Source organism: Pseudomonas meliae (genome assembly GCF_001400515.1).
Lineage (GTDB): Bacteria > Pseudomonadota > Gammaproteobacteria > Pseudomonadales > Pseudomonadaceae > Aquipseudomonas > Aquipseudomonas amygdali.
In genome coordinates, this window is sequence record NZ_LJQT01000356.1 from 7,206 (window position 1) to 20,635 (window position 13,430).

Consider the following 13,430-nt stretch of genomic DNA (forward strand, 5'->3'; position numbering starts at 1 on the left):
TCGCGAGCAAGCTCGCTCCCACGAGTACGTGGATCCTTCTTCATTTGATATAGTGCGCGTTCCTGCGCCTTCTCTGGCTCATGCCAACCAATAAAGCAGCCCACCCTGAAGCTGCACGCCTCGGCTGACCCCAGCGTAGACACGAATTCCCCGTTTCAAAGCAGAGACCCGATCATGTCCCGTTCCGAAACACTGTTCGCCAACGCCCAAAAACACATCCCCGGTGGCGTCAACTCGCCGGTTCGTGCTTTCAAAAGCGTGGGTGGCACGCCGCTTTTCTTCAAGCACGCTGCGGGCGCTTACGTGACTGACGAAGACGACAAACGCTATGTTGATTACGTTGGCTCCTGGGGGCCGATGATTCTTGGCCATAGCCACCCGGAAGTGCTCGATGCAGTGCGCAGCCAGCTGGAACACGGCCTGTCTTACGGCGCACCGACGGCCATGGAAACCGAAATGGCCGATCTGGTCTGCGCACTGGTGCCTTCCATGGAAATGGTCCGCATGGTGAGCTCCGGCACCGAAGCGACCATGAGCGCGATCCGTCTGGCCCGAGGCTTTACCGGCCGCGACAGCATCATCAAGTTCGAGGGCTGCTACCACGGTCACTCCGACAGCCTGCTGGTCAAGGCCGGCTCCGGTGCCCTTACCCTGGGCGTACCCAGTTCGCCTGGCGTACCGGCAGCGTTTGCGAAACACACTCTGACCGTGCCCTTCAACAACCTCGACGCCGTGCGTGACCTGTTGGCTGAAGTGGGTCAGGAAGTGGCGTGCATCATCGTCGAGCCCGTTGCTGGCAACATGAACTGCGTGCCGCCTGCGCCTGGCTACCTGCAAGGTCTGCGCGACCTGTGCGACGAGCACGGCGTGGTGCTGATTTTCGATGAAGTGATGACCGGTTTCCGCGTAGCCCTCGGTGGCGCACAGGCTTACTACGGCGTGACGCCCGACCTGAGCACCTTCGGCAAGATCATCGGTGGCGGTATGCCGGTCGGCTGCTTTGGCGGCAAACGCGAAATCATGTCGCACATCGCACCGCTTGGTCCGGTCTATCAGGCGGGCACCCTGTCGGGGAACCCGTTGGCGATGGCCGCTGGCCTGACTACCCTGCGCCTGATCAGCCGCCCGGGCTTTCACGATGAATTGAGCGACTACACCCGTCGCCTGCTTGAAGGCCTGCAACAGCGCGCCGATGCAGCAGGTATTGCGTTCGTGACAACCCAGGCGGGTGGCATGTTCGGCCTGTACTTCAGTGAAGCGCGTGAAATCGTAACGTTTGAAGACGTGATGACCAGCGATGCCGAGCGTTTCAAACGTTTCTTCCACTTGATGCTGGAGGGCGGCGTGTACCTCGCGCCGAGCGCATTCGAAGCCGGCTTCACCTCCATCGTCCACGGCGATGCCGAGTTGAAACTGACACTCGATGCCGCGGAAAAAGCGTTTGCTGCGCTGAAATAAGCTCGTCAGACTCACCCGCGCCGGGTGTCATTGAACCGGCGCGAGTGATGCCTGTGAATGAAACGGAACGCTAAGTACGTATTTTGCTTCTACAATGCAGTGCGGATGCTGCAAACACAGGTCACTGGAAGTGTTGTTTCAGGTAATGCCCCCCTAAAGAAGGGCGTTTTCAACGCCGTGCAGCAGAAAATCCGTAAAGACTTTGTAAGGTTGGCTCTGCTTATTTCATAATGCGCAGCCAGCACGTTTAGCTGGTCGGGCATGCCCGCACCTTTTTCAGAGGTAAGTCGACTCCCATGAACCGCACCGGCCGCACCCTTGTATTGGGCTGCCTGTTGCTTGTCTATCCCCTGCTGGCGACTGCTGGCGGCAACTCGTTGTTAATCCCGGCGATGGGTCGTTGCACCCTCAATACCCAGCCAGAGAACCTGCCCGCTGCGCTTGAAGCGTGCCAGCAGGCCGCCAAGGGTGGGGATGCGCAGGCGCAGTACGAGTTGGGTGAGTTCTATTACGAGGGCAGAAATGCACCTCGCGATTTGCCGCAGGCGCTGAATTACTTCGAGCAGGCCTCATTGCAGGGCCATGCCCAGGCGCAGTATCAACTGGGCTTGATGTTCAGCCGTGGTGAAGGGGTGCAGGCCAATAACATTCAGGCGTATATCGTGCTGAAGATGGCCGCAGTCAATGGCTCGGAAGAGGCGCTGGATGCCGCCGACGAGGTATCGGCAAAGATGCAGCGCGACGAACTGGAAGTTGCCACCCAGGTACTGGGGCAGATCTTCCGCAAATACCTGCTTGAACTGCAGACCGCCGAAGGGCGCAGCCCCTTCTCTCCGCTGCCCTGACCAGCAATAGCTCAGGGCACTTGCGATTCAGACTTACTTTTCCGGCATCGGCATGGGAAACGGCATTACGTTGCTGCTGCCGCGCGCTTCGCTGATCTTCGGCACGCCCATGCGCTCGACTTCGTCGATGCGCACAATCGAATGCATCGGCACGAAACTGCGCACCACGCCTTCAAACTGAGCCTTGAGTTTCTCTTCGCTCGGGTCCACCACAACCGTCGTGCGTTCGCCGAAAACGAATTCTTCAACTTCCAGAAAGCCCCACAGATCACTTTGATAGATCTGCTTGGCGTACATCTCGAACACCTGTCCCTGGTTGAGGAAAATCACCTTGTAGATTGGAGCTTCGCGTTTGGTCATAACGGGCGGGTAACGATCGGAGATGGAAAAAGGGGCACGGACTATAGCATTTCCATCGGACAGCCAACGCTAGGAACCCAAGCCCTTCATCCTTATAATGCTCGGTTCACTGATACGGTTGATGATCACGCATGGCCAAGAAGCTTTATATCGAAACCCACGGTTGCCAGATGAACGAGTACGACAGCTCGCGCATGGTCGATCTGCTGGGCGAACATCAGGCCCTGGAAGTCACCACTCGCGCGGAAGACGCCGACGTGATCCTGCTCAATACCTGCTCGATTCGCGAGCGCGCTCAGGACCGGGTGTACTCCCAGCTTGGCCGCTGGCGTGAATTGAAGCTGGCCAATCCCGAGATGGTGATCGCTGTCGGTGGCTGCGTAGCCAGCCAGGAAGGCGCAGCCATTCGTGATCGCGCGTCCTATGTGGACGTGGTGTTCGGCCCCCAGACCCTGCACCGCCTGCCGGAAATGATCGACGCAGCGCGTATCACCCGCTTGCCGCAGGTCGATGTCTCGTTCCCGGAAATCGAAAAATTCGACCATTTGCCAGAGCCGCGCGTAGATGGCCCGAGCGCTTATGTGTCGGTGATGGAAGGCTGCAGCAAATACTGCACGTTCTGCGTGGTGCCCTATACCCGTGGCGAGGAAGTCAGCCGGCCATTTGACGATGTGCTGAGCGAAGTCATCCACCTCGCCGAAAACGGCGTGCGTGAAGTCACCCTGCTGGGGCAGAACGTCAACGGCTATCGCGGAACCACCCACGACGGGCGGGTTGCAGATCTGGCGGACCTGATCCGCGTGGTTGCCGCGGTCGATGGCATCGACCGCATTCGCTACACCACCTCGCACCCGCTGGAGTTTTCCGACAGCCTGATTCAGGCCCATGCGGAGGTGCCGGAGCTGGTCAAACACCTGCACTTGCCGGTGCAGTCGGGTTCCGACCGCATTCTGGCGGCCATGAAGCGCAACCACACCACGCTGGAATACAAGTCCCGCTTGCGCAAGCTCAGGGCGGCCGTGCCGGGCATCAGTATCAGTTCCGACTTCATCGTTGGCTTCCCCGGCGAGACCGAAAAAGATTTCGACAACACCATGAAGCTGATTGAAGACGTGGGTTTCGACTTCTCGTTCTCGTTCGTCTACAGCCCGCGCCCGGGTACGCCTGCCGCAGATCTGAAAGACGACACGCCAGAAGCGCTCAAGAAAGAGCGCCTGGCCGCGCTGCAACACCGCCTGAACCAGCAGGGTTTCGAGATCAGCCGGCAGATGGTGGGCAGCATCCAGCGCATTCTGGTAACCGACTATTCGAAGAAAGACCCTGGCGAACTGCAGGGCCGCACCGAGAACAACCGGATTGTGAATTTTCGCTGCAACAATCCGAAACTGATCGGGCAGTTTGCCGACGTACACATTGATGATGCGCAGCCTCACTCTCTGCGTGGCTCGCTGCTACAGTAAAACTTGAATGTCGCCGCAGAAACGAATCGCCGAATGAATTCGGTTCTGCGCGGTCCCTACCATTGAGCACGGTGAATCCCTGGCGCGGCCTTTAACAAGACAAAGCTTTCACATAACCAGCGCCAGGGGTATTCTTCAATACATCTCAATTGCCGCCGGACGGCCATTAAACGACCTTGAACGCACCCATAGAACCTCATCGTTTCACCCTCAAGCCTTTCGAGGCCCATCGTTTCGCCAACCTGTGCGGGCAACTCGACGAGCACTTGCGCCTGATCGAGCAACGCCTGGACATCGAGATCCGCAATCGCGGCAATCAATTCGAGCTTATTGGCGATTCAAAACAAAATCACTCCGCCGAGAATCTTCTGCGCCGCCTGTACCGGGAAACCAAGGGTACCGAGCTGACGCCGGACATGGTCCACCTGTTCCTTCAGGAATCAGGCGTGGACGGCCTCGACAACCACCCTGCCGCCGAAGTCGGCGTCTCGCTGCGCACCAAAAAGGGCATGATTCGCCCGCGCGGCCTGAATCAGCAGCGTTACGTCAAGGAAGTCCTCAGCAACGACATCAACTTCGGCATCGGCCCTGCGGGTACTGGCAAGACGTACCTGGCGGTTGCCTGCGCAGTCGATGCGCTGGAACGCGAGCAGATTCGTCGCATCCTGCTGGTGCGTCCGGCGGTCGAAGCGGGCGAGAAACTGGGCTTCTTGCCCGGCGATCTGGCCCAGAAGATCGACCCGTACCTGCGCCCGCTGTATGACGCGCTGTACGAGATGCTCGGTTTCGAATACGTCGCCAAGCTGATCGAGAAGCAGGTCATTGAAGTGGCACCGCTGGCTTACATGCGCGGACGTACCCTTAATAACAGCTTCATCATTCTCGACGAAAGTCAGAACACCACTGTCGAGCAGATGAAGATGTTCCTGACCCGTATCGGCTTTGGCTCTACCGCCGTGATCACCGGCGACATCACCCAGGTCGACCTGCCCAAGGGCACCCGGTCGGGGCTGACGCATGTCATTGATGTGCTCAAGGACGTGCCGGGCATCAGCTTCACGCATTTCAAACCCAAGGATGTGGTTCGCCACCCGCTGGTGCAGCGCATTGTCGAGGCCTATGAGCGCTTCGACGATCAGCTCAGCGACGGTTCGTCGGGCAACAACAGTTACCCACGGGACAAGAACCGCGATGCTTGAGCTGGACCTGCAGATTGCAAGCGAAACAAGCGCCCCCGACGAAGCCCGATTCCGCCTCTGGTGTGAAATGGGCCTGCGCCAGCGCAGTGCCGATTCCGAGCTGACCATCCGCCTCGTCGACGAAAACGAAGGGCGCGAGCTCAATCACACCTGGCGACATAAAAATTACGCTACAAATGTGCTTTCATTCCCGGCGGATGTTCCAGACGACATGCTGGACATCCCGTTGCTGGGCGACCTGGTCATCTGCGTCCCGGTGGTCAACCGCGAAGCTGCTGAACAAGGCAAGTCCGTCGACGCGCACTGGGCACATATGGTCATTCATGGCTGCCTTCATCTGCTGGGTTACGACCACATCGATGATGAAGAAGCCGAAGAAATGGAAGCACTGGAACGAACGTTGCTTGAGGAGCTGGGCTACCCCGCCCCTTACGCAGAAGATGAAAGTGCCGACCACCCCCATTCAGACACACCAAGCAAGGACCACGAGTAAGGGCTATGAGCGAAGACCGATCGAGCAACGGGCAAAAGTCATGGTTGGGTAAACTGACCCAGGCCTTTGTCCATGAGCCGAAAAACCGCCAGGAGCTGCTTGAGCTGCTGCGCGAAGCCCACCAGAACAAACTGCTGGACAGCGAAGCGCTGGCCATCGTCGAGGGCGCCATTCAAGTGGCTGACCTGCAAGTGCGCGACATCATGGTGCCGCGCTCGCAGATGATCAGCATCAAGGCGACCCAGACACCCCGTGAGTTCCTGCCTGCGGTCATCGATGCTGCGCACTCGCGCTACCCGGTGATCGGCGAGAGCCACGATGACGTGCTCGGTGTGCTGCTGGCCAAGGATCTGCTGCCTCTGATCCTTAAAGCCGACGGCGACAGCGACGACGTCAAGAAGCTGCTGCGTCCCGCTACGTTCGTGCCCGAATCCAAGCGCCTCAACGTGCTGTTGCGCGAGTTTCGCGCCAACCACAATCACATGGCCATCGTCATTGACGAATACGGTGGTGTGGCAGGTTTGGTGACTATCGAAGACGTGCTGGAACAGATCGTCGGCGATATCGAAGATGAGCATGACGTCGAGGAAGACAGCTATATCAAGCCACTGCCCAGCGGTGACTTTCTGGTCAAGGCCCTCACGCCGGTCGAGAATTTCAACGAATTCTTCGACAGTGCGTTCTCCGATGACGAGTTCGACACCGTGGGCGGTCTGGTGATGAATGCCTTCGGCCATCTGCCCAAGCGCAACGAAATCACTGAAATCGGTGCGTATCGTTTCCGCATCCTGAGCGCTGACAGCCGTCGCATTCATTTGCTGCGCGTGACCCCCATTTCACGTCCGTAACCACTTGATGCTGTTTTAAGGAATCTACATGCGCTGGATAACCCGCCCCGGCTGGCCCGGTAACCTGCTGGCCCTGGCGGCTGGCGGGCTCACGACCCTGGCCCTGGCGCCCTTCGACTTCTGGCCGCTGGTGCTGGCGTCAGTGGCCCTCTTCTATCTGGGGCTGCGCGATCTGAATCCGCGCCAGGCGCTGGCTCGTGGCTGGTGTTACGGCTTTGGCCTGTACGGCGCGGGCACCAGCTGGATCTACGTCAGCATCCATACCTACGGTGGTGCTTCGGTACTGCTGGCCGGGCTGCTGATGCTGCTGTTCATCGCCGCAATTGCCCTGTTTTTCGCCCTGCCCGCCTGGGTCTGGGCGCGCTGGCTACGGCGCAACGAAGCGCCGCTGGCCGATGCACTTGCGTTTGCAGCACTATGGCTGTGGCAGGAGGCATTTCGCGGCTGGTTCCTTACCGGCTTCCCGTGGCTTTATTCCGGTTACAGCCAGCTTGACGGACCACTTGCCGGGCTCGCCCCGGTCGGTGGTGTATGGCTAATCTCGTTCTCGCTGGGCCTGACTGCCGCACTGTTGTGCAACCTGCACCGCTTGCGGGCACGCAAATCGTTCCTGGCGACGGGTGTGGTGCTGTTGCTGGCACCCTGGATCGCAGGCATGGCACTCAAGGACCATGCCTGGACATCACCGTCCGGCCCGCCGCTGAAAGTCGCGGCGATGCAGGGCAACATTGAACAAAGCATGAAGTGGGACCCGCAAAAGCTCAATGATCAGCTCGCACTGTACCGGGACATGACCTTCCGTTCACAGCAGGCTGACCTGATCGTCTGGCCGGAAACCGCCGTGCCGGTGCTCAAGGAAAGCGCAGAAGGCTACCTGGCGATGATGGGCAAGTTCGCTTCGGACCGCGGCGCAGCGCTGATCACCGGCGTGCCAGTGCGTGAGCCGACCGGGCGCGGCGAGTATCGCTATTACAACGGCATCACGGTTACCGGCCAAGGCGATGGCACCTACTACAAGCAAAAGCTCGTGCCGTTCGGTGAATACGTGCCGCTGCAGGACCTGTTGCGCGGGTTGATTTCCTTCTTCGACCTGCCGATGTCGGACTTCGCCCGCGGCCCGAACGACCAGGCGCTGTTGCAGGCCAAGGGTTATCACATCGCGCCGTTCATCTGCTACGAAGTGGTTTATCCAGAGTTCGCCGCAGGCCTGTCGGCGCAAAGCGACCTGTTGCTGACGGTCAGCAATGACACTTGGTTCGGTACCTCGATCGGTCCGCTGCAACACTTGCAGATGGCCCAGATGCGCGCCCTTGAAGCGGGCCGCTGGATGATCCGCGCCACCAACAACGGCGTGACCGCGCTGATCGACCCGTTTGGCAGGATTACGGTACAGATTCCGCAGTTCGAACGCGGCGTGTTGTACGGCGAAGTGGTACCGATGCACGAACTCACGCCCTACCTGCGCTGGCGCTCATGGCAACTGGCAATTGTCTGCCTGCTGCTGTTCGGCTGGGCATTGATGGCAGCACGGATTGCCAAAACCGTCTGAGTGCACGAAGCCGGTATCGCCTGCTTTCAGGNNAGGCGATACCGGCTAAAGAGTCAGTGGCTGGGCGGATAAATCCACGGATAAACCAGCAAGCCTGCCGCTTCATTAAGCAACACGCCGCTTTGCGTGAACACACGACTTTCAGGCAGCCAGCCTCCAAAGGGGCGAGCGTTGTCGACACCGAGAAAGCCGACCGGCGCACTCACCACGATAAAACCAGCCTTCTCGAAACTCCAGCGCGCTCGTTGCATATGCCAGGCTTGCGTGACCAGCACCACGCGCTTGATGCCTAGCGGTTGAAGAACCGCAGCGGTCATTGTCGCGTTTTCCCATGTCGTTCGGCTCAGCCCTTCCTGCCAGCGTGCCGTCACACCAAAATCATCGTGCAGCGACTGCGCCATGATCGACGCCTCGCTGGGCGGCTGATCAAAGTGCAAGCCGCCGGTGGTCAGTATTGGCAGCCCGGACGTTTTCGACAACCGCGCCGCCAGACGCAATCGCTCCAGCCCCAGACCAGTCGGTGTATCTGTGCCCCACGTCGGAGAATTGCGCTCACGGCCATTGCCCAGTACCACGATGGCGTCCGCCTGCTGCGCCAGTGTCGCCCACTGCTGCTGTGGCAAGGGCGGGACCCGCTCCATTTTACGGGCAGCGAATTCCACCGCTACCGGCAGGCTCATCAACCACAGCCCGCCAAGACCGACCGCAAAAAATGCCGCTGCCAGGCGCGGACGGGAACGACGCAACCACCAGCCAAGAATGAGCAGAACAAACAGGATACCGGGCGGCAACAGGAGGGTTTTGAGCAGGTAGCGCAAAGGCATCGGGACATCTCCATGGATGTCCGCAGCCTAGAATGTTTGAAGCCAGGCGACAACGCCTGAAGTAAGCAGGCCCTTCGCCTGCGCGCAGAAGCGAGATTTTAAATACTTAACTGTTGCGACCCAACCGTGCCAGGCCCTTGCCTCGTCGCCTGTCTTTCAGCCAGATGATAGTCGCTGACGCTCTGGACGGCCTGCCGAGATCCGGCTGGAAGACCAGCTGCTCCCTGACAGCGACGTCCGCAGCCCTCAGGCCTTTTTCCAGATAGGCTTCGATCAGCTGGAGTTCGGCACTGCTCAAACCCTTGAGTTCAAGCTCGGCTGGCGACTCGTTTCGGAGCCGGACCGAGGTACTCGCCGTCTCGAGCGCAAGCCCGAGGCGGTCGATCAGACGCTCATACAGTTCGGACAGGCTTACTACATGCTGCAACTCGGTCATCCGCTCACCTCATCGAAGATAATCATCACCCTCGAAATTGAGCTTAGCGCTGCTGTGCAAACCGGCATGGAACTGCGACCAACGGGCAGATAGGGCTGTCAGCCGGGCTTTGAGCCCTGCGAGGCGCAATCAGGGTTTCCCTCGATAGACAGCCCTCATGTATGCTACTGCGCTTCCTGTAATTCCACTTCCGTGCTCTTGAGCCCGAACGCACCGCACAGACAGTTGCAATTGTCCGCCACGCGGTGCCGACCTGACTCGGCGAAGCAATGAAGAGGTCAAGGGTCACTAATCTTTAGTAAAAAGTAGCCATGCACGAACTCTATCAGCCCCGCGAAATCGAAGCCGCTGCCCAGACATTCTGGGATGAGCAAAAGTCTTTTGAAGTCAGTGAACAGCCAGGCAAGGACACTTTCTATTGCCTGTCGATGTTTCCTTACCCGAGCGGCAAGCTGCACATGGGTCATGTGCGCAACTACACCATTGGTGACGTGATCTCCCGTTACCAGCGCATGCTGGGCAAGAATGTCCTGCAGCCACTGGGCTGGGACGCGTTCGGCATGCCGGCCGAAAACGCCGCCATCGACAACAACGTTGCGCCGGCCAAGTGGACCTACGAAAACATCGCCTACATGAAGAACCAGCTCAAGAGCCTGGGTCTGGCAGTCGACTGGTCGCGCGAAGTCACCACCTGCAAGCCTGATTACTACCGCTGGGAACAATGGCTGTTCACTCGCCTGTTCGAAAAAGGCGTGATCTACCGCAAGAACGGCACCGTCAACTGGGACCCTGTCGACCAGACCGTACTGGCCAACGAGCAGGTCATCGACGGCCGCGGCTGGCGTTCCGGCGCGCTGATCGAAAAGCGCGAAATCCCGATGTACTACTTCAAGATCACCGCCTACGCAGACGAGCTGCTGGAAAGCCTCGACGAGCTGCCGGGCTGGCCTGAACAGGTCAAGACCATGCAGCGCAACTGGATCGGCAGGTCGCGCGGCATGGAAGTGCAATTTCCGTACGATCAGGCCTCGATCGGCGAAGCCGGTGCACTGAAAGTCTTCACCACTCGCCCTGACACCCTGATGGGCGCGACCTACGTCGCCGTTGCCGCTGAACACCCGCTGGCGACCCTGGCCGCGCAAGGCAACCCTGGGCTGCAAGCGTTCATCGATGAGTGCAAAGGCGGCAGCGTTGCCGAAGCTGACGTTGCCACTCAGGAAAAGAAAGGCCAGCCGACTTCGCTGTTCGTCGAGCACCCGCTGACCGGCGAAAAACTGCCGGTGTGGGTCGCCAATTACGTGTTGATGCATTATGGCGATGGCGCAGTCATGGCCGTGCCGGCACACGATGAGCGTGATTTCGAGTTTGCCACCCAGTACGGTCTGCCGATCAAGCCCGTAGTACGCACCAGCGCCGGCGACCAGACGCCTGCCCCATGGCAGCCGGCCTACGGCGAGCATGGCGAGCTGATCGATTCCGGCGAGTTCACCGGCCTGAATTTCCAGGCCGCATTCGATGCCATCGAAGCGGCACTGGTGAAAAAATCCCTCGGTCAGTCGCGCACTCAGTTCCGCCTGCGTGACTGGGGCATCAGCCGACAGCGTTATTGGGGTTGCCCGATCCCTATCGTGCATTGCGATACCTGTGGCGACGTGCCGGTTCCTGAAGACCAGTTGCCGGTTGTCCTGCCTGAAGACGTAGTGCCTGATGGTGCTGGCTCGCCACTGGCGCGCATGCCCGAGTTCTACGAATGCAGCTGCCCGAAATGCGGCGCACCGGCCAAGCGCGAAACCGACACCATGGACACCTTCGTCGAGTCCTCGTGGTACTACGCTCGCTATGCGTCGCCGCATTACGAGGGTGGTCTGGTCGAGCCGAATGCTGCCAACCACTGGTTGCCGGTGGACCAGTACATCGGCGGCATCGAACACGCCATTTTGCACCTGCTCTATGCGCGCTTCTTCCACAAGTTGATGCGTGACGAAGGCCTGGTGACCTCGAACGAGCCGTTCAAGAACCTGCTGACCCAGGGCATGGTCAACGCCGAAACCTACTTCCGCATGGAAACCAGCGGCAAGAAGACCTGGATCAACCCGGCCGAGGTGACTCTCGAAAGAGACGCCAAGGCCAAGGTTATCAGCGCGAAGCTGACCAGCGATGGCCTGCCGGTGGAAATCGGCGGCACTGAAAAGATGTCGAAGTCGAAGAAAAACGGCATCGACCCGCAAACCATGATCGATCAGTACGGTGCCGATACCTGCCGTCTGTTCATGATGTTCGCCTCCCCGCCCGACATGAGCCTGGAGTGGTCCGACTCGGGCGTCGAAGGCTCGCATCGCTTCCTGCGCCGCGTGTGGCGTCTGGCTCAGGCGCATGTCGCTCAAGGCCCGTCGACCGGCCTGGACGTTGCGGCATTGTCCGATGAGCAGAAAGTCATCCGCCGCTCGATTCACCAGGCGATCAGACAGGCGAGCCAGGATATTGGCCAGAACCAGAAATTCAATACCGCCGTCGCACAAGTGATGACGCTGATGAACGTCCTGGAAAAAGCCCCGCAGGTCACCCCGCAGGATCGCGCGCTGCTGCAGGAGGGTTTGGAAACGGTCACCCTGCTGCTGGCACCGATCACGCCGCACATCAGCCACGAGCTGTGGACGCAACTGGGCCACAATGAGCCGGTCATCGACGCTGGCTGGCCTGCGTGCGATGCAAATGCGCTGGTCCAGGACAGCCTGCAACTGGTCATTCAGGTCAACGGCAAACTGCGCGGCCATATCGAAATGCCCGCCAGCGCCAGCCGCGAAGAAGTCGAAGCGGCCGCACGTATCAACGAGAACGTATTGCGCTTCACTGATGGCCTGACCATTCGCAAGGTGATCGTCGTGCCTGGCAAGCTGGTCAACATCGTCGCAAGCTGATTGGATCGGGCGCCCGNNTGCCCGGCAGACGCCGGGCGCCGAACATATTTCCAGGGTACGCAGTGTCGGCCCAAACGGATTCAAGGGGAGCATCAAGATGATCAAACGCAATTTGCTGGTGATGGGCCTGGCTGTTCTGTTGAGTGCCTGTGGCTTCCAGCTGCGCGGCACCGGCACCACCGAGCTGGCCATCAAGGAGCTGGATGTCAGCGCGCGTAACGCTTATGGCGAAACCGTGACCCAACTCACTCGCCTGCTGACCAGTTCCGGCGTCAAGGTCTACACCGGCGCGCCTTACAAGCTCATGCTGACCAACGAAGCAGAAACCCAGCGCGCCATCAGCTATTCGGGTTCGGGTCGCTCGGCTGAATACCAGCTGACCACCACTCTGACCTATGAAGTGCATGGCGACAGAGATCGTTTCCTGCTCGGCGACAAGGTCACTGCAGACCGCTCCTACGTTCACGATGGCAACAACCTGACCGGTTCCGATCAGGAAGCTGCCCAGGTTCGTCAGGAAATGCGTAACGACCTGATCCAGAAAATGATGGCGCGCTTGCAGCAAATGACGCCGACACGCCTTGAAGAACTGCAGGCCAAGGCCGACGCAGTTGCCAAGGCTGAAGCCGACGCACAGGAAGCCGCCCAGCGGATCCGCGACGAGACGCCTCAGCAATCGCCTGTAGAAGTACCGGCCAGGTAAGTGTCCGGGGCCAGTCAGCTGGCCCCGGCATGCTCTGACTCATGAAACTCGCCCCCGCCCAACTCGGCAAGCACTTGCAAGGCACACTTGCGCCCGTCTATGTGATCAGCGGTGACGATCCGCTGCTCTGTCAGGAAGCGGCTGACGCCATTCGCGCGGCCGCACGCCAGCAGGGCTTCGATGAGCGCCAGGTGTTCAGCGCCGACGCCAGCTTCGACTGGGGCACATTGCTCCAGGCGGGTGCCAGCATGTCGCTGTTTGCAGAGCGCCGTCTCCTGGAGTTGCGTCTGCCCTCCGGCAAGCCCGGCGACAAGGGTGCTGCGGCGCTCATGGAATA

General features: G+C 59.7%; 12 protein-coding genes and 1 pseudogene. 10 read left to right on the plus strand and 3 right to left on the minus strand.

What is annotated here, in order from left to right:
- Window positions 1–174 precede the first annotated feature (174 nt).
- Window positions 175–1,458: a glutamate-1-semialdehyde 2,1-aminomutase gene (gene hemL / locus ALO64_RS16690; protein ID WP_044344259.1), complete on the plus strand. Its 1,284-nt coding sequence runs from the start codon at window positions 175–177 to the stop codon at window positions 1,456–1,458.
- A gap of 296 nt (window positions 1,459–1,754) precedes the next feature.
- A complete protein-coding gene (locus ALO64_RS16695) occupies window positions 1,755–2,303 on the plus strand; it encodes a tetratricopeptide repeat protein (RefSeq protein WP_002555313.1) in 549 nt (182 codons plus the stop codon).
- 33 nt (window positions 2,304–2,336) lie between these two features.
- Here ALO64_RS16695 and ALO64_RS16700 read toward each other — a convergent pair whose 3' ends face one another.
- Window positions 2,337–2,663 carry a DUF1820 family protein gene (locus ALO64_RS16700; RefSeq protein WP_002555314.1) on the minus strand — a complete coding sequence of 109 codons (327 nt, stop codon included), beginning with the start codon at window positions 2,661–2,663 and terminating at the stop codon, window positions 2,337–2,339.
- A 131-nt stretch (window positions 2,664–2,794) separates the two neighbouring features.
- On the opposite strand from ALO64_RS16700, the gene miaB reads away from it, so the two are divergent.
- The 5 genes from miaB (at window position 2,795) to lnt (ending at window position 8,212) form a co-directional block, all read left to right on the plus strand.
- A complete protein-coding gene (gene miaB, locus ALO64_RS16705) occupies window positions 2,795–4,123 on the plus strand; it encodes a tRNA (N6-isopentenyl adenosine(37)-C2)-methylthiotransferase MiaB (protein ID WP_044344258.1) in 1,329 nt (442 codons plus the stop codon).
- A gap of 176 nt (window positions 4,124–4,299) precedes the next feature.
- Complete coding sequence (locus ALO64_RS16710; protein ID WP_044344257.1) at window positions 4,300–5,322, plus strand: PhoH family protein; 1,023 nt, start codon at window positions 4,300–4,302, stop codon at window positions 5,320–5,322.
- Window positions 5,315–5,815: an rRNA maturation RNase YbeY gene (gene ybeY / locus ALO64_RS16715; protein WP_044344256.1), complete on the plus strand. Its 501-nt coding sequence runs from the start codon at window positions 5,315–5,317 to the stop codon at window positions 5,813–5,815. Before ALO64_RS16710 ends, ybeY begins: the two co-directional genes overlap by 8 nt.
- A 5-nt stretch (window positions 5,816–5,820) precedes the next feature.
- A complete protein-coding gene (locus ALO64_RS16720) occupies window positions 5,821–6,663 on the plus strand; it encodes an HlyC/CorC family transporter (protein ID WP_002555318.1) in 843 nt (280 codons plus the stop codon).
- A 28-nt stretch (window positions 6,664–6,691) separates the two neighbouring features.
- Entirely contained in the window at window positions 6,692–8,212 is a 1,521-nt protein-coding gene (lnt, locus tag ALO64_RS16725) for an apolipoprotein N-acyltransferase (RefSeq protein WP_044344255.1), read from the plus strand.
- A 53-nt stretch (window positions 8,213–8,265) separates the two neighbouring features.
- On the opposite strand, the gene ALO64_RS16730 is transcribed toward lnt, so the two are convergent.
- Both ALO64_RS16730 and ALO64_RS16735 read right to left on the minus strand, forming a co-directional pair.
- On the minus strand, window positions 8,266–9,036 hold the full coding sequence (locus ALO64_RS16730; protein WP_044344254.1) for a YdcF family protein: 771 nt from the start codon (window positions 9,034–9,036) through the stop codon (window positions 8,266–8,268).
- A gap of 106 nt (window positions 9,037–9,142) precedes the next feature.
- A complete protein-coding gene (locus ALO64_RS16735) occupies window positions 9,143–9,472 on the minus strand; it encodes a hypothetical protein (RefSeq protein ID WP_002555321.1) in 330 nt (109 codons plus the stop codon).
- Window positions 9,473–9,783: 311 nt separating this feature from the next.
- Here ALO64_RS16735 and leuS point away from each other — a divergent pair, with 311 nt between their 5' ends.
- The 3 genes and pseudogenes from leuS to ALO64_RS26400 all read left to right on the plus strand — a co-directional run.
- The gene (leuS, locus tag ALO64_RS16740; protein ID WP_044344253.1) at window positions 9,784–12,390 is read left to right on the plus strand and encodes a leucine--tRNA ligase; all 2,607 of its coding nucleotides are present in this window, start codon (window positions 9,784–9,786) and stop codon (window positions 12,388–12,390) included.
- Between the two features lie 97 nt (window positions 12,391–12,487).
- The gene (locus tag ALO64_RS16745) at window positions 12,488–13,093 is read left to right on the plus strand and encodes an LPS-assembly lipoprotein LptE (protein WP_004655642.1); all 606 of its coding nucleotides are present in this window, start codon (window positions 12,488–12,490) and stop codon (window positions 13,091–13,093) included.
- A 41-nt stretch (window positions 13,094–13,134) separates the two neighbouring features.
- A pseudogene (locus ALO64_RS26400) lies at window positions 13,135–13,430 on the plus strand (DNA polymerase III subunit delta); the annotation flags it as partial.